The 16,274-nt window shown below is 65.6% G+C and carries 17 protein-coding genes; 10 read left to right on the top strand and 7 right to left on the bottom strand.

Annotation, left to right across the window (positions count from 1 at the left end; all coding sequences use genetic code 11):
• A complete protein-coding gene (locus ACI3KU_RS13900) occupies positions 1-531 on the top strand; it encodes a dihydrofolate reductase (RefSeq protein ID WP_404922899.1) in 531 nt (176 codons plus the stop codon).
• Here the strand turns inward: ACI3KU_RS13900 and ACI3KU_RS13895 are convergent, their stop codons facing one another.
• Complete coding sequence (locus ACI3KU_RS13895) at positions 532-1,812, bottom strand: DUF445 domain-containing protein (RefSeq protein ID WP_404922898.1); 1,281 nt, start codon at positions 1,810-1,812, stop codon at positions 532-534.
• A gap of 62 nt (positions 1,813-1,874) precedes the next feature.
• On the opposite strand from ACI3KU_RS13895, the gene ACI3KU_RS13890 reads away from it, so the two are divergent.
• Positions 1,875-2,147, top strand: coding sequence for a metal-sensitive transcriptional regulator (locus tag ACI3KU_RS13890; RefSeq protein ID WP_231092257.1), 273 nt, complete (start codon positions 1,875-1,877; stop codon positions 2,145-2,147).
• Between the two features lie 77 nt (positions 2,148-2,224).
• On the opposite strand, the gene ACI3KU_RS13885 is transcribed toward ACI3KU_RS13890, so the two are convergent.
• The 5 genes from ACI3KU_RS13885 to ACI3KU_RS13865 form a co-directional block, all read right to left on the bottom strand.
• Positions 2,225-2,383, bottom strand: a complete 159-nt coding sequence (locus tag ACI3KU_RS13885; RefSeq protein ID WP_404922897.1) for a hypothetical protein — start codon at positions 2,381-2,383, stop codon at positions 2,225-2,227.
• Positions 2,380-2,814: a DUF1992 domain-containing protein gene (locus ACI3KU_RS13880; RefSeq protein ID WP_404922896.1), complete on the bottom strand. Its 435-nt coding sequence runs from the start codon at positions 2,812-2,814 to the stop codon at positions 2,380-2,382. The genes ACI3KU_RS13885 and ACI3KU_RS13880 overlap by 4 nt, the downstream gene beginning before the upstream one ends.
• Before the next feature lie 111 nt (positions 2,815-2,925).
• Positions 2,926-4,086 carry an acyl-CoA dehydrogenase family protein gene (locus tag ACI3KU_RS13875; protein WP_404922895.1) on the bottom strand — a complete coding sequence of 387 codons (1,161 nt, stop codon included), beginning with the start codon at positions 4,084-4,086 and terminating at the stop codon, positions 2,926-2,928.
• A gap of 57 nt (positions 4,087-4,143) precedes the next feature.
• Positions 4,144-5,079, bottom strand: a complete 936-nt coding sequence (locus ACI3KU_RS13870; protein WP_404922894.1) for an NADP-dependent oxidoreductase — start codon at positions 5,077-5,079, stop codon at positions 4,144-4,146.
• Positions 5,080-5,158: 79 nt separating this feature from the next.
• The gene (locus ACI3KU_RS13865) at positions 5,159-6,430 is read right to left on the bottom strand and encodes an MFS transporter (RefSeq protein ID WP_404922893.1); all 1,272 of its coding nucleotides are present in this window, start codon (positions 6,428-6,430) and stop codon (positions 5,159-5,161) included.
• 398 nt (positions 6,431-6,828) lie between these two features.
• Between ACI3KU_RS13865 and nrdH the strand changes: the two genes are divergently transcribed.
• The 8 genes from nrdH (at position 6,829) to ACI3KU_RS13825 (ending at position 15,324) form a co-directional block, all read left to right on the top strand.
• Positions 6,829-7,062 carry a glutaredoxin-like protein NrdH gene (gene nrdH, locus ACI3KU_RS13860; protein WP_404922892.1) on the top strand — a complete coding sequence of 78 codons (234 nt, stop codon included), beginning with the start codon at positions 6,829-6,831 and terminating at the stop codon, positions 7,060-7,062.
• 12 nt (positions 7,063-7,074) lie between these two features.
• On the top strand, positions 7,075-7,542 hold the full coding sequence (gene nrdI / locus ACI3KU_RS13855) for a class Ib ribonucleoside-diphosphate reductase assembly flavoprotein NrdI (protein WP_404922891.1): 468 nt from the start codon (positions 7,075-7,077) through the stop codon (positions 7,540-7,542).
• The gene (gene nrdE / locus ACI3KU_RS13850; RefSeq protein WP_404922890.1) at positions 7,524-9,683 is read left to right on the top strand and encodes a class 1b ribonucleoside-diphosphate reductase subunit alpha; all 2,160 of its coding nucleotides are present in this window, start codon (positions 7,524-7,526) and stop codon (positions 9,681-9,683) included. Before nrdI ends, nrdE begins: the two co-directional genes overlap by 19 nt.
• 141 nt (positions 9,684-9,824) lie before the next feature.
• Complete coding sequence (locus ACI3KU_RS13845; RefSeq protein ID WP_404922889.1) at positions 9,825-11,867, top strand: acyltransferase family protein; 2,043 nt, start codon at positions 9,825-9,827, stop codon at positions 11,865-11,867.
• A gap of 150 nt (positions 11,868-12,017) precedes the next feature.
• Positions 12,018-12,995 (top strand): class 1b ribonucleoside-diphosphate reductase subunit beta, encoded by a 978-nt coding sequence (nrdF, locus tag ACI3KU_RS13840; protein ID WP_404922888.1) that lies wholly within the window; start codon positions 12,018-12,020, stop codon positions 12,993-12,995.
• A gap of 39 nt (positions 12,996-13,034) precedes the next feature.
• Entirely contained in the window at positions 13,035-13,436 is a 402-nt protein-coding gene (locus ACI3KU_RS13835) for a hypothetical protein (protein ID WP_404922887.1), read from the top strand.
• A gap of 167 nt (positions 13,437-13,603) precedes the next feature.
• Positions 13,604-14,215, top strand: a complete 612-nt coding sequence (locus ACI3KU_RS13830; RefSeq protein ID WP_404922886.1) for a hypothetical protein — start codon at positions 13,604-13,606, stop codon at positions 14,213-14,215.
• Positions 14,216-14,481: 266 nt separating this feature from the next.
• Positions 14,482-15,324: a hypothetical protein gene (locus ACI3KU_RS13825; RefSeq protein ID WP_404922885.1), complete on the top strand. Its 843-nt coding sequence runs from the start codon at positions 14,482-14,484 to the stop codon at positions 15,322-15,324.
• A gap of 317 nt (positions 15,325-15,641) precedes the next feature.
• On the opposite strand, the gene ACI3KU_RS13820 is transcribed toward ACI3KU_RS13825, so the two are convergent.
• On the bottom strand, positions 15,642-16,274 hold a 633-nt coding region (locus ACI3KU_RS13820), incomplete at its 5' end, for an ISL3 family transposase (protein ID WP_404922884.1).

Here is a 16,274-nt window from a genome sequence, read left to right as displayed (position 1 = left end):
ATGTCGCGCATCGGATTGATCTGGGCTCAGACCGTCGATGGCGTCATCGGTCGCGACGGTGGCATGCCGTGGCGCGCGCCCGAAGACATGGCGTACTTCAAGCGCACCACGATGGGCCACCCCGTGATCATGGGACGGCGCACGTGGGAGTCGATTCCGCCGCGCTTCCGGCCGTTCTCCGAGCGCACCAACATTGTGTTGACCCATGACGACGCGCTTGCCGCCGAGGTGCGAGAAGCGGGGGGGCTGGTCGCCACAGACGTTCACGAAGCCCTCGCCCTCGCGGGTGACGCGGACGGGAGCGATGAGATCTGGGTGGTGGGCGGCGGTTCGGTTTACGAGCAGTTCCTGCCCGAGGCCGATCAGGTGCTGGTGACCGTGCTCGATCTGGACATCCCGGATGGCGACACTCACGCGCCGCAGCTCCCGTCGGAGTTCGTGCTCACGGCGGCGTCGCCGGGCGTTCCCGACTTCGCGCCGTCCGAACGTGGACCGGCCTATCGCTTCGAGACCTGGACCCGCCGGGCCTGATCAGCCGAACAGCTGAATCGCGGCGTGCGCGACCGCGAAGATCGTGACGCCGGCGAGTGCACCGACGACCGTGCCGTTGAGGCGGATGTACTGCAGGTCGCGACCGACCATCAGCTCGATCTTCTCCGTCGTCTCGCTGGCGTCCCATCGCTCGACGGTGTCGGTGATGATGCTGGCGATGTCGTGGCGGTAGCGGTCCACGAGGAAGACGGCGGCGTTGGTCACCCAGCCGTCCACGCGGCGCTGCAGCGATGCGTCGTCCGCGAGGCGAGCGCCGATGTCGGCGAGTGCGGCGTCGATGCGGGCACGCAGAGCGCTGTCCTCGTCCTCCAGAGCGGTGATGAGCCCGGTCTTGACCGTCTGCCAGGCGTCGCTCGCCAGCTGCCGCACCTTGGGGCTGTCGAACACGCCGCTCTTGGCGCCTTCGAGTTTGGCGCGGGTCGTCGGGTCGTGCTGCAGGTTGTCGGCGAGGCGGGCGAGATAGCCGTCGATGGCGTGCCGGGCCGGGTGATTCGGATCTTCGCGGACCGCGTCGACGAACTTGACCGCCTCGTTGTACGCAGTGTCGTCGACGAAGCGGTGCGCGAGCTTCGGCACCCAGCCGGGCAGACGACGGGAGATGAGCCCCTGGAAGGCGGCGTGGTTGCTGCTCAGCCAGTTCGCGACCGTGTCGGCGGCGAGGTCGACGGCGGGGCGCTGGGCATCCGTCTCCACGATGCGGCCGAGCCACGTGCCTGCCGGGGTGGCCCAGTCCTGGTCGATGAGGTGACGGCGGGCGAGATCGCTGATGAGGTCCTGCACATCGTCATCGCTCAGCGCGCGGAGAATCCCTGCTGCGGCGGTGGACAGCTCGCTGCCGATGCGCTGGGCGTTGGGCTCCTCGCGCAGCCATGAACCCAGTCGCGCGGCGATCGGGGTGGTGTCCAGCTTCTGGCGGACGACGTCACCGGCGAGGAAGTTGGTCTCGACGAACTCGCCCAGCGTGCGCCCGATCTCGTCCTTGCGGCTGGGGATGATCGCGGTGTGGGGGATGGGCAGCCCCATCGGGCGGCGGAACAGCGCGGTGACGGCGAACCAGTCGGCGAGGGCACCCACCATGCCGCCCTCACCCGCCGCGCGGAGGTAGCCCCAGGCCGGGTAGCGCTCCTGCAGCACGAAGCCGATGCAGAACAGCACGGCCATCGCGATCAGCGCGGCGAGCGCGATCGTCTTCATACGGGAGAGGGCACGACGCCGCTCCTGGTCGGCCGGAGAGAGCAGTTCGATGGGTGTGGGCGCCATGGCCACATCTTCGCATCGCTCAGCACGGTCGAGGCGATGCGCCTCGGCGGTACGCTGAAGACGTGATCGAGGACATCAAGAAGCGCGCATTGCACCGCACCGCCATCCTGGAGGGTCAGCTGCGCGGCGTCGCGAAGATGATCGACAACGAGGAGTACTGCATGGACATCATCACGCAGTCCCGTGCGATCCAGCGCTCCCTGGAATCCCTCAACCGTCTGCTGCTGGAGAATCACCTCCGCACCCACGTCAGTCACATGATGGAATCCGGCGGCGACGAGCGCGAGCAGGCCATCGAGGAGATGCTCAAGGCCTTCGAGGTCACGGGTAAGTAACCCCGTCGCGCGCACGCGAAGCGAGACGCGGGGCCCACACCGACGGCGCTGGGCGCATCGGCGCCAGAACCCGCGGCTCAGCGGTTGCGGCGGAACCACTGACGGGAGGGCGGCTGCGTTGGCTCCGTCACGTGCTGGGTACGGCGCTCGAGCCAGGACTGGACTTCGGCGTCGGCGTCCCGCAAGGGGGTGACGACGGGCGGCCCACCCAGCAGCTGCAGCCGGGCGCGCTTCACACGACGGTTGAAGTCCTCGACCGCTTCGCGGACGTCGGATTCGCGGGTGAGGCGTCCAGCCGCTGCTCGAACTCGCGATCCTCGACGCGCAGGGTGAGGGCTGCGGGACCGAGCCCGCGCAGGTCTTCTGTCTGGATCTTGCGGCGGATCCACCAGTCGGGATCGTGGTGGGTGCCGAGACCCTCGATCGGCTTGCCTGCCCCCGGCAGGTCGTCGAACGCTCCCTCGCGCATCGCCTGCTGGAGCGCGGTCTCGACGTAAGCCGCGCGGTCCGCCGCCGTCCACGTCCGCTGTGGTTCAGAACGCTGCCCGCCTGTCGTCCCTGCCGCCGGCCCGTCGTCGTTGCCGTCCCGGCCCGCGTTCCCGTCGGTCGGACGGTCGCCTCTCGCTGCGCGGTACTCCGCCGCAGCGGCTCGAGGATCATTCGTCATCGTCGTGCCTCCTGCCCGGGTTCCGCTTACCCATATTCCGCGAGACGTCCGTCTGTGGGCGAGAATCACCGCAATGCGCCGATTGTCGCCCACAGACGGAAGTTTCGCGGGTCATGGTTCCACGGGGCCGAGAAGGGCGGACGCTGCGGTCGCGTGGGCGGATTCGGGGTCGGAGGGGTGGAACATCCCCGCCAGCACGTCGCGATAGAGGCGCGAGAGCTCGTTGCGAGTGAAGAAGCTGGAGCCGCCGGCGACGAGCATCGCGTTGTCCACGACGTCCTTGGCCATGACGACGGCGCGGTGTTTCACTCCCGACAGCATCGCGAACCAGCGCGCTCCGTTGTCAACGATTCCATCGACGTCGCGAGCGATCGCGGCGATCTGTGGCGGCAGCGCGTCGTAGGCGAGCGCCATCTCCGCGATGCGCCAGCGGATGTCCGGATCCTGGGCATACGACTTGCCCGTCTTCTTGGAGCGGCGCTTTCCAGCGGTCTCGACCGCGAGTTCGAGGGCCCGCCGCGCGATCCCGGTGTACACCGACGCGAGCAGCACCTCGAACACGCTGAAGATCCCGAACACGATGGGATCCGGATTGGGCCCGGGAGCGACGATCCGCGCGATCCGATCGGCCGGCGCGACGGCGCCGTGCAGTTCTGTGGTGCGCGACTGCGAGCCCCGCATCCCCAGGGTGTCCCAGTCATCGCGAGTGACGACCTGCTCCGAGCGCGGCACGAACGCATAGATCAGCTTCGGGTTCTCGGGGTCGGACTCGTCGAGGCCGTGCAGGCCCAGCTGGTCCCAGACTGGGCCGAGCGAGGTGAAGATCTTCGTTCCCGTGAACGCGTAACCGCCATCGGACTGCGGCACGGCGGTGGTATCGGAGCCGAAGAGCACCAGGTCGTTGCCCGCTTCGCTGATCCCGAAAGCGAACACCTCGCCGCGCGCGGCCCCCTCCTGCACGAAGGACAGCGCGTCGATGCCACGATCGCGCATCACCTTCGCGACGCCGGTCCACACCAGGTGCATGTTGATCGACACGGCGGTCGCGGGTGCCGCTCCGGCGAGGCGCTGCTGCAGCACAGCGGCCTGCTCCAGCGAGAGCCCGGCGCCGCCGCGATCGGCGGGCACCAGAATCTTCAGGTATCCGACCTCTCGTAGTTCATCCAGGTCCTGCCGCGGAAAGACGTTGTCCGCATCGACCTGCGCCGCGCGGGACCGGATGCGCTCCAGAAGATCGTCGGGAAGGTACTCGGCAGGATCGAACACGCTCATACCTCCATTCTGTCCCTGCACGCTCAGCGCCGGGCCGCGTGTGGGCGGCGGTGGGTGTCAGACGAGCGTGGGGTCCACCGCGATCACGAGCTTGCCGCGCACATGACCCTCGCGCAGACGCTCCACCGCGGCAGCCGTCTCCTCCAGTGGATACGCCTCCGCGATCTCGATGCGCAGCGACCCGTCGCCGATGCGTCGCTGGATGTCGGCAAGAGCGTCGGGACGCGCGTTGCCGCCTCCGGTGGCGGTCACACCGGCGGGGAGCGACGCGCCGCCCGCGGCGATCGCCGTGATCCGCTCGGGGGAGACGCCGAGCTCGATCGCGGCATCGATGGCCTCGGTACCCTGCAGATCGGTCGCCGCTGTCACCGACCGGTCCGCAGCCGCACGGACGCGGTCCGCGAGGCCGGGGCCATAGGCCACCGCAACGGCACCCAGCTGGCGCAGGAAGTCGTGGTTGCGCTCTGACGCCGTCGCGATGACCTGCGCTCCGGTCGCGACCGCCAACTGCACCGCGATGACGCCGACGCCGCCGGCGGCACCGCCGATCAGCACCGCATCGTCCGCCGTGAGATGGAGGGCGTCCACCGCGGCGGCCGCCGTTCGTCCGGCGATGTCGAGGGTCGCGGCCGTCTGGAGGCTGACGGTCTCGGGCACCGGCACGAGCTTCGACACGGGAGCGACGATGTAGTCGGCGATGGCATGCCCACGTGCGGCGCCGAGCACACGATCGCCGACGCTCCAGGACCCGACGCGGTCGCCGACCGCGTCGATCACTCCGGCGAAGTCGCTGCCGTATCCACCCGGCACGCTGACATGGAACGCCCGGGCCATCTGCTCAGATGCCGCCACTTTCCAGTCCACGGGGTTGAGGCCAGCGGCCGCGACGCGCACGCGGACTTCTTCGGGGCCGGGCGTGGGGACGTCTGCATCCACGATCTCGATGTTCTCGGGTCCGCCGAACGCGGTCTGCCACACGGTGCGATTGCTCATGCTGCCGCCAACACGGGAGCCGCCGCGCGCTATTCCCGCGGCGTCATCGGGCGTCAAGAGCCCGCGGCGTCAGCGGAAGTCAGGAGACGGTCTGGATCGGCGCCGTGTCCGGAATCGGCGCGGCATCGCGATGTCGCAGGTCCGGGAATCCGCGGACGAAGACGGTGGAGACCACGGTTCCCACCAGCGCAAGTCCGGCGGCTGCGATATACGCTCCGGCCGGGCCGATGCCGTCGATGAGGAAGCCGGCGAGGGCCGATCCCGCAGCACCACCGATGAGCTGACCGGTGGCCACCCAGCCGAAGGCCTCGGCCGTGTCGCTGAACTTCACGCTGGCCGTGGTCATCGCGAACAGCACCGCCAGCGCGGGCGCCACACCGATGCCGGCGAGCGTCAGCGCGGTACCGATCGCCCAGGGCTGACCCACCCATTCGGGATTCACGAAGAAGGGGATGACGGCGAGTCCCACGGCGACGATGAGGAGGCGGCGCGCCATCGCCCAGCGGCTGATCGGGATCGCGCCCGATACGAGCCCGCCGGCCAGTGAGCCCACTGAGAACACCGCCAGCACGAGACCGGCCTCGACGCCTCCGTGTCCGAAGGTGGCGATCACACCTGCCTCCACCGCGGTGCAGGCGCCGATCAGGAGGAAACCGACCACGGTGGCGAGCAGGACGGCGGGTTTGCCGAGCACCTTGCCGAAGCCGCGACGGCTCTGCGGAATGCGGACGCGTCCGACTTCCGGCAGCACGAGAAACCAGGTGCCGCCGCCGACGAGGATCGCCACGATCGTGAAGAGTCCGACGACGGTGTTGATCTGCGTGCTCACCAGCGTGATGAGCACCGGTGCGATGATCCAGATGATCTCCTGCAGCGAGGCGTCGAGGGAGAACAGCGGAGTGAGCTGGCGGGAGTTGACCATCTTCGGGTAGATGGTGCGCACCGCCGACTGGATCGGGGGAGTGGCCAGGCCCGCGATGAAGCCCAGCACCATGTAGATGAAGACGATCGGGGGGAACACGCTGCCGTCGCCGCGCACCATCGCCTCGGGAACGACGAGGTGGAGTGTGGTGATGGCGATGAGAGCCGCAGCGCAGATGCCGATCATGGTGCCGATGACGGGGCGGCTTCCCCAGCGGCCCATCCACCGGCTCGCGACGGGACCGGCGATGGCCTGGCCTACAGAAGTCGCAGCCAGAACGAGACCCGCGGCGGCGTAGTAGCCGGTGATCTGCTCGACGTGCATGAGGATGGCCAGGCTCGTCATCCCGTTGGGGAAGCGCGCGACGAGCTGAGCGATGATGATGCGCGCGACGCCTGGCGTGCGCAGCAGATCCTGGTACCCGGCCACGAGAGTCCAGATTACCGTTCGGGGAGCCCGCTCAGGAGGTGCTGCGGCGTGGCGCTCGGCGGGTTGATCACGACACGCCGCGACACGCCGAGTTCGGATTGTCCACCGGATTCCAATGTCGGAGGCCCGGCGTAGCGTCCAACCTGTGGAAGGACGAGGCCGTGGCGTCCGACACCCCGGCTTTCACGCGGGTTTCAGGTTCCCAGATTCGTTCGCCGGTTGTGGATGAAATCGTGGACAACCTGTGTTGAACCCTGTGGAGGACGGTGGATAACTACACGAATGTAACTACTACCTCTTGTGGTCACTTCCAATGTCGACACCTATATGTAGTATTGGAGCTCCGGCACCGGTTGCCGGCCACACACCAAGATCACCAGAGGGGAAAGACGGTCAAAATGTCTGTAACGGTCTACACGAAGCCCTCCTGCGTCCAGTGCAACGCGACCTACCGCGCACTCGACTCCAAGGGCATCGAGTACGAAATCCTCGATGTCACGCAGGATGCTGACGCTCTCGAGCAGGTCAAGGCTCTGGGGTACATGCAGGCGCCTGTCGTGATCACTGAGGGCGACCACTGGTCGGGCTTCCGTCCCGACAAGATCGACGAGCTCGCCGCCCGCCTCGCCTGATCGGATCGGCGTATGTCGGTCCTGCTGGCTCCGCAGGCGCCGGGTCTCGGCACGACGCCTTCCCACCCCGTGGCGGATACACCGCTGCTGGTCTACTTCTCCAGCGTGTCTGGCAATACGGCGCGTTTCATCGAAAAGCTGGGTATGCGGGCCGTTCGGATCCCGCTGCACCGAGCCGATGAGCCGCTCGTTGTCGAAGAACCCTACGTGCTCGTCACCCCTACCTATGGCGGAGGTGACGGGCACGGCGCGGTCCCCAAGCAGGTGATCCGGTTCCTGAACGACGCGCGCAACCGTTCCCTGATCCGCGGTGTCATCGCGGCGGGCAACACGAATTTCGGTGAGGCGTACTGCCTCGCCGGCGACATCATCTCCCGCAAGTGCCACGTGCCGCATTTGTATCGAGTGGAACTCTTCGGCACGCCGGATGACGTGGCTCAGGTGAGCAACGGATTGGAACGATGGTGGAAGCAGCAGTGACCGAGGTCAGCGACTTCAAGGCGAACCCCGCGTACGAGGGTATGGACTACCACTCGCTGAACGCGATGCTCAACCTCTACGACGCGGACGGCAAGATCCAGTTCGACGCCGACCGCCGCGCTGCGCGCGAGTACTTCCTGCAGCACGTCAACCAGAACACCGTGTTCTTCCACTCGCTCAAGGAGCGCCTGGACTACCTGGTGGAGAAGGAGTATTACGAGCCGGCCGTGCTCGAGAAGTACTCGCTCGATTTCATCCAGAAGCTCAACGACCGTGCATACGCGGCCAAGTTCCGCTTCGAGACCTTCCTCGGCGCGTTCAAGTACTACACCAGCTACACGCTGAAGACCTTCGACGGCAAGCGGTACCTGGAGCGCTTCGAGGACCGTGTCGTGATGAGCGCGCTCGCGCTCGCCGACGGCGATGAGAAGGTCGCCGAGCAGATCGTCGACGAGATCATCTCGGGTCGTTTCCAGCCGGCCACCCCCACGTTCCTCAATGCAGGCAAGGCACAGCGCGGCGAGCTCGTCAGCTGCTTCCTGCTGCGCATCGAAGACAACATGGAGTCCATCTCCCGCGGCATCAACTCCGCGCTGCAGCTCTCCAAGCGCGGCGGCGGTGTAGCGCTGCTGCTGTCGAACATCCGCGAGTCGGGTGCTCCCATCAAGCAGATCGAGAACCAGTCCTCGGGCATCATCCCCGTGATGAAGCTCCTCGAAGACAGCTTCAGCTACGCCAACCAGCTCGGCGCGCGTCAGGGTGCCGGTGCCGTCTACCTGTCGGCTCACCACCCCGACATCATGAAGTTCCTCGACACCAAGCGCGAGAACGCCGACGAGAAGATCCGCATCAAGACGCTCTCGCTGGGTGTCGTGGTGCCGGACATCACCTTCGAGCTCGCGAAGAAGGGCGAGGACATGTACCTGTTCTCGCCGTACGACGTCGAGCGCGTGTACGGCGTTCCGTTCGGCGACATCTCGGTGAGCGAGAAGTACCACGAGATGGTCGACGACCCCCGCATCAAGAAGACGAAGATCAACGCGCGCGAGTTCTTCCAGACTCTGGCGGAGATCCAGTTCGAGTCGGGCTACCCGTACATCATGTTCGAGGACACGGTGAACAAGGCCAACCCGATCAAGGGTCGGATCAACATGAGCAACCTCTGCTCTGAGATCCTGCAGGTCAACACCCCGACCACCTACAACACCGATCTGTCGTACGACGTGATCGGCAAGGACATCTCGTGCAACCTGGGCTCGATGAACATCGCTCTCGCGATGGACGGCAAGAACCTGGCGGGCACCGTGGACACCGCCATTCGCGCGCTGACCGCGGTCTCCAACCAGAGCCACATCGCCTCGGTGCGCTCGGTGGAAGACGGCAACGACCGTTCGCACGCCATCGGTCTCGGCCAGATGAACCTGCACGGCTTCCTGGCTCGTGAGCACGTCTACTACGGTTCGCCGGAGTCGGTCGAGTTCACCGACGTCTACTTCGCAGCCGTCCTGTTCCACGCGCTGACCGCGTCGAACAAGATCGCGATCGAGCGCGGCGAGCACTTCGACGGCTTCGAGGACTCCACGTACGCGTCCGGCACGTTCTTCGACCAGTACCTGGAGAACGACTTCCTGCCCACCAGCGAGACGGTCGACTCCCTCTTCGCGGGGCACCAGCTGCCCACGCGTGAGGACTGGGCCGCGCTGAAGGACTCGGTCCAGAAGCACGGCATCTACAACCAGAACCTGCAGGCGGTCCCGCCGACCGGATCGATCTCGTACATCAACAACTCGACCAGCTCGATCCACCCGATCGCGTCGAAGATCGAGATCCGCAAGGAAGGCAAGCTGGGCCGGGTCTACTACCCGGCGCCGTTCATGACGAACGAGAACCTGGACTACTACCAGGACGCGTACGAGATCGGCTACGAGAAGGTCATCGACGTGTACGCGGCGGCTACCCGCCACGTGGACCAGGGACTGTCGCTGACGCTGTTCTTCAAGGACACCGCCACCACTCGCGACATCAACCGTGCCCAGATCTACGCGTGGAAGAAGGGGATCAAGACGATCTACTACATCCGCCTGCGTCAGATGGCACTCGAGGGCACCGAGGTCGAGGGCTGCGTCAGCTGCATGCTGTGACGCACGTCAGGACGGGAACGGGGCGCACCGGACGGTGCGCCCCGTTCTGTCATCAATGGGCAGCGCCAGCGGCCTTCGCGCGCCGAGAGGTGTGGGCGGGTGCGTAGGGATCGTCCCGGCAGGCCCATAGACTTGGCTCCCGTGCCGCCGTCCATCGCCCGCAAAGACATCCAGGGGCTTCGAGCTCTCGCTGTCTCCCTGGTCGTCATCTTCCACCTGGTTCCGGTGGCGCTGCCGGGCGGCTACATCGGCGTCGACGTCTTCTTCGTGATCTCGGGGTTCCTGATCACCTCGCACTTGCTGCGCGAGGTCGATCGCACCGGCAACGTCGACCTCACCCAGTTCTGGGCGCGACGGGTGCGTCGCCTCCTGCCGGCCGCGGTTCTCGTGCTGGTGGTCTCCGCCATTGTCGTGTCCCTCTTCGTGCCGACGTCGCTGCGGGTTCAGAATTACGCGGAGTTGGCGTTCGCCGGCCTCTACGTCGTCAACTGGAATCTCGCAGCGAACTCCGTGGACTACCTCGGAGCCCACAACACCCCATCGATTGCACAGCATTACTGGTCCCTTTCGGTGGAGGAGCAGTTCTACCTCGTCTGGCCGATACTCATCGTCTTGGCGCTGTTCATCGCACGGCGCCTCGCGGTCAAGAACTTCCGTGCCGTCGTGGGCGGGGTGCTGGTGGTGGTGTTCGTCGCGTCGTTGGTCTTCTCCATTCTCGAGACCGCGCGATCGCAGCCGTCGGCATACTTCGTCACCCCCACCCGTGCATGGGAATTTGCGCTGGGTGGGCTGGTCGGGATGGTCGCGATGCCGCAGTTGGGCGGGACGTGGCGTCGAATCGTCAGCTGGCTCGCGGTGATGATGGTCGTGGTGCCCGCGTTCGTCTTCAATGCAACAACGCCGTTCCCCGGGTCGATCGCCCTGATTCCCGTGGTCGGCACGGCGCTCCTGCTCTGGGTGGGAGATGACGATCACGCGTGGTCGCCCCAGTTCGTCTCCCACGCAGGTCCGGTGCAGTGGTTGGGCAACATCTCCTATTCGGTGTACCTCTGGCATTGGCCGCTGATCGTCGTCTATCTGATGGTGCGGGACAAGCCGCCGGGACCGGCGGCCGTTCTGACGATCGCCGCCGTCACCCTCCTGCTTGGAGCTCTGTCGAAGCGCTTTGTAGAGGATCCCGTGCGCCAAGCGCGCGGCGTTCTTGCGACTCGCCGCACGACGTTCGCTGCAATGGCGGGTGGCATGGCCGTTGTTCTCGCGGTGACCATGATCCCGGCGTGGACGATGATCGCGCAGGCGCAGAGCGTGCAGAGCGCGGTCGCTCAGCAGGCATCGGACCCGGCCTCGTGCTTCGGCGCGCACGCGATCACGAACCACTGCGCTGATCCGTACGCCGTGACCGAGACCGTCAATCCGGCCGTGACCAGCGAGGACCAGTTCACCCGCACGGGACTGAGCGCCACCGGTGCCTGCTCTCCCGGTGCGGACCCGACGACGGAAGTCGACTGCATCTTGAACAAGGGGGACGGCCCCCGTGTGCTCGCCATCGGGGATTCTCACCTGTCGCACCTGCTGACCCCTCTGGCCGAGGTCGCGCGGCAGGAGAACTGGGACGCCCAAGCGCGGACCCGCGTGGGGTGCTCCGGATTCGAGTCCGCGCCGGCCGACCCGAATCCGGGAATCATGCCCTGCGTCGCGTGGGGGGAGAAGGTGTTCGCCGATGCGATCGCCGATCCCGATCTGACGCTCGTGATCATCGGCGTTCGAGCGAGCGTGAAGGACGTGAACCTCATCGGCTCGAATGCACGGGAGTACTTGGCGGCGCTGCGGGCAGCGGGCAAGCGGGTGGTCATCGTGACCGAAGCGCCGGGGATGCCCAACAGCTGGCCGCCGCAGGAGGGTGCTGAGCCGGTCATGGCACCGGAGTGCGTCGAAGCGGCGGGCGACGTTTACGATCCGTGTGCGTGGTCGCCGCCGACCGGCACGGACGCCTGGCTGCGGGACGCCGCACGGGAGTCGGGAGCTGAGGTTGTCGACCTCCGTGACATCCTGTGCTCCGCCGACGGATTGTGTCACGCCGTGATCGGCGGAACCATCGTGTACTTCGACGACAGTCACCTTGCGACGACCTTCGCGATGACGCTGTCCCCCTGGCTTCGCGAGAAGATCGACGGCGCGAACTAGCGTCATGGTGAGGACCGCGGTCGGACGAGATCCAACACACCATCTAGCGTCTCGCTCCGGTGTCAGTCCCTAGATGTAGTATTTTTGGGAGCCTGGGGTTAACGACTTCCCGGCCGAGAATCTCTCATTTCCCCCGTCGGAAGGCAACGTGTGACTCCGGACAAGCTGAAGCTCGTCAACAAGGTGCAGGCCATCAACTGGAACCGCATCGAGGACGAGAAGGACGTCGAGGTGTGGAACCGCCTCGTCAACAACTTCTGGCTGCCCGAGAAGGTGCCGCTGTCGAACGACATCCAGTCGTGGAACACGCTGACCCCGGACGAGCAGCTGCTCACGATGCGTGTGTTCACGGGCCTGACGCTGCTGGACACCATCCAGGGCACGGTGGGTGCGGTCTCGCTGATCCCAGACGCCATCACCCCGCACGAGGAGGCGGTGTACACCAACATCGCCTTCATGGAGTCGGTGCACGCGAAGAGCTACTCGTCCATCTTCTCGACGCTCGCGTCGACGAAGGAGATCGACGAGGCCTTCCGGTGGTCCACGGAGAACCCGAACCTTCAGAAGAAGGCTCAGATCATCATGGACTACTACCAGGGCGATGACCCGCTCAAGCGCAAGGTGGCCTCCACGCTGCTGGAGTCGTTCCTCTTCTACTCGGGCTTCTACCTGCCGATCTACTGGTCGTCCAAGGCGAAGCTCACCAACACAGCCGACCTCATCCGCCTCATCATCCGTGACGAGGCCGTGCACGGCTACTACATCGGCTACAAGTTCCAGAAGGGTCTCGAGAAGGAGACCGAGGAGCGTCGTCAGGAGCTGAAGGACTACACCTTCAACCTGCTGTTCGAACTCTATGACAACGAGGTGCAGTACACGCAGGACCTCTACGACGGCGTCGGCCTGACCGAGGACGTCAAGAAGTTCCTGCACTACAACGCCAACAAGGCGCTGATGAACCTCGGCTACGAGCCGATGTTCCCCTCCACCGTCACCAACGTGAACCCGGCGATCCTGTCGGCCCTGTCGCCGAACGCCGACGAGAACCACGACTTCTTCAGCGGTTCGGGTTCGTCCTACGTCATCGGCAAGGCCGTGGCCACGCAAGACGACGACTGGGACTTCTGAGCGACAGCAAGATGAGTGTCAGCCAGGGGGAGCCGCCGTATGCGGTTCCCCCTGAGCTGCTTCCGGTGGGTGAGAAAGTTCCCCCGCCCGGTGGCGTGGGCCACCGGTGGCATGGCCGTGGCCGTCGGGGTGGCGTCGGCATGGTGCATCGCGTCCGGTTCCCTGATCTGGGGCACCGTGTTCGCGGTGTTGTTCGGCGTGCTCGTCGTCTTGGCCTTCGCCTTCGACCTCGGTGACGCGGCCGGGCGCCCGCCGCAGCTGGTCAATGCCGTGGTGCTCGGACGCGCCGTTGTCGCTCCCGCGGACGACTGGTTGCACTTCTATCGGGAGCAGGCGATGCGCGTCTGGGTGCGGGTGTGGATGGTCCTCAGCGGGATCGGCACGGGTGCGCTGCTCGTCGTCGCGATGATCGCCGTGCTCGCCACACCCGGCGGCGGCTGATGGCTCTTCCTCTTCATCTTTTCGCTATAGTCCGTGACATGTCCACTCTCAGCACCAGCGCTCATGTGCGCGCTCGCGTATCCCAGCTCGCTCGTGTACTCGGAGTGGGGACGGACAGTGTCATTCGGCAGGTCGGCTCGCCCGAAGTGGGGTCTGAGAACGACTGGGTGGAGCCGGGAGACGTCCAGAGGATTCTCAACACGGCATCCGCGCGTCGCGACCCCGAGAGCCTTCGCGCGCACGTCGTTCAGATCGTGAGTGAGAGGCAGGCCCGTGGCGAAGACTCCGTGTCGTTGCCGGTTCTGAAGAATCAACTCCTGAACCTTGCTGGCTCCAGCTTCGATGAGGCTGACTTCGGCTGGCCGAACCTGAGGTTCCTGCCCGCAAGCTACCCAGACCTCCTTCAGTTGGATTCATCGTCCCCCCACGGGCATGCGAAGTTCCTTGCTCCCGCGAAACCGGCTGCGCCGGTAACCGGTACTGAGAAGTCTCCGACGAAGCGTCATCACATTCGTCGTGATCTGTGGGACGCGGTCATCGACTATCGCAGCGGCGAGACGTATGTCTGGGACGCTCACACCGGGAGGGCGGTGACGAGCGAAGCGGACGAGGACGCACGCCCACGGTTCCCGACAGTCTCGGCCGGGGACGTCCGTGACTGGAGGAAAGAATGCGCGGACGGCTGGTTGCGGGTCTTCGGTGACGAGAACCCCTCCAGAGTCGAGCGCTGGGTGGATGTGCCCCGGGAGCGCGTGCCCCACGTCCTTATCCGTCGCTGACAAGCGGAGCAGCGGGCGAAGGTCGTTGGCATCGTCGAAGAGTTCTTCGCACAGGAGGGGCTAGCCCTTCCCGACGACGCGTTCCCGTCGGAGTTGTCCGCACAGACACAGCAAGCCCAGGCGCGGCCGCTGACGCAGCGCGATATTCTCAAGGCGTCCGCGTCGGTGATGACGGACTCAGAATTGAGCGACGTGCGTCTGCCGCTCGGCGTCCTGTACCGAACCTTGCTGTCGCTGGGAGCAGTGGCGGCTCCGTCTGCAGACCGATGACAACTGCTCGCGTCTTCATCGTCGCGCCGCCGCTCGCGCGCGACGAGCGCTCGGCACGGTTTGAGGTTTGGCGGAAAGCGGCGCAGAAGCTCGCGGAGGAAGCCGACATGGCGGTGACGACGTACCGCCTCTCCGAGGTAAACGTACGCAACGAGGGCAACTTTCTTGTGATGAACGGGATCGACGCCTCGAAGATGTACCAGATGGTGCACCGCGTCAACTGTGCCGTCATCCAGATCGGTACCGATGCACGAGTGCCTTTCCATCCCCGCGACTCCTGCCAGAAGAGGAACACGATGGAGCTGGAGCAGTTCGTCCGGTACAAGGCGGTGTTCGCCAAAGTGAATGGCCGTGTCGGCCCCGTTGACGCAATAGGGGCCGTCTCTGCTCAGCTGACATCCCTCGAATGTGACGGCGAGCGCGATCCGCGTTGTCTGCCGATGCATGTGTTCGATCCGAGTCACGACCACGTTGCATGTCCGCTCACGGATGCTGTGAAGGTCCGTGCTCGGTACCAGGGGCCGAAGATCCGCACAGACGGCAAGAGCCGGGAGTGGGGTCCTCCGAAGGGCATACCTCACGGGTCTCATGAGCTTCGAGTGCGAGGGCGAGTGCTGCGGGCCGGCTACCACTGGGATGTGAAGTCGGCTCAGAATACGTCCGACCTGATGACCACCTTGGAAATTTGGAGCATGCCGCCGGGATCTTACCTTAACGTCTCGCCGGACGCCCATGTGCGCAGCGGACAGTCATCTGCGGTCAGTGCCCGACTCAAGTACACGCTCTCCGCTAAGAAGCCAGACCGTTCCAAGCAGAAGCGACGGGGGAGGCCGCGTTGACGCATGCTCGACCTGTACAGCCGGAAGATGTATGCTGAGAGTAAGCCGCTGGGGGGCAACCTTCACCGGATGGGAGATTCGAGGTAGCCCCTCGCCTTCTCCAGGGAGACAACTGGATACTCTCGACAAGAGAACGCCTGTTATGAGCCGCGAATACATATTCATTCGCTGGGCGTTGGGCATCGGGAGTCGCTAACCGAAGGGTTTATGCCGAAGTTTCTACCATGGTGTGCTCAACCACTATTTCCGAGTGCCTCGGCGTGTATACGCCGGGGCACTCGTGTTTTCCACAGTTGCAGAGCCTGGGGTTATGGGGTTCATCGCGTTTGAGGGTGTAGGTGGGGTCTGAATCCTCCGGTTTCGAGCAGCGATCGGGTGATGTAGTTGGTGAGGTTGCGGAAGCCGAGCGCGGAGCCGCGGAGGTGCTCAAGTCTGCCGTTGATCGCCTCGGTGGGGCCGTTGCTGGTGCCGGGGCGGTCGAAGAACGCGAGCACGTCGGCGGCGCGTTGTTTCAACGTTCGCCCGAGGCGGCGGACCTCGGCGAGAGCGGCGGGGACGCCGCTGCTGACGGCGTCGATCACGGCTCGCATCATCTGCTTGCCCTTGTTCTTGTCGGGTTCACGGTAGGCCGCGACGATGCGCTGGTAGATCCCCCAGGTCGCCTCGACTTCCACATGCTCCTCGACGGCGAACACCGCGTCGAGCCGTGCGGTTTGCTTCTCGGTGAGGAAGCTCGCGCCGGTGTGAAGGGTGTGGCGGATACCGTAGAGCGGGTCACCGGCATGACCCCGGTGCCCGAGCGTGTCCTGTTGGACGCGCTGTCGAGTCCGGTCTAGGGCGTCGCCTGCGAGCCGGACGACATGGAACGGATCCATCACCAGGACCGCGTCGGGGAGTTCCTCGGTCGCGGCGGTCTTGAACCCACTGAATCCGTCCATCGCGACGACCTC

The sequence above is a fragment of the Microbacterium sp. ZW T5_56 genome, from assembly GCF_044987425.1.
In the GTDB taxonomy this organism is placed as follows: domain Bacteria; phylum Actinomycetota; class Actinomycetes; order Actinomycetales; family Microbacteriaceae; genus Microbacterium.
This window is presented reverse-complemented; position numbering and strand designations above follow the sequence as displayed.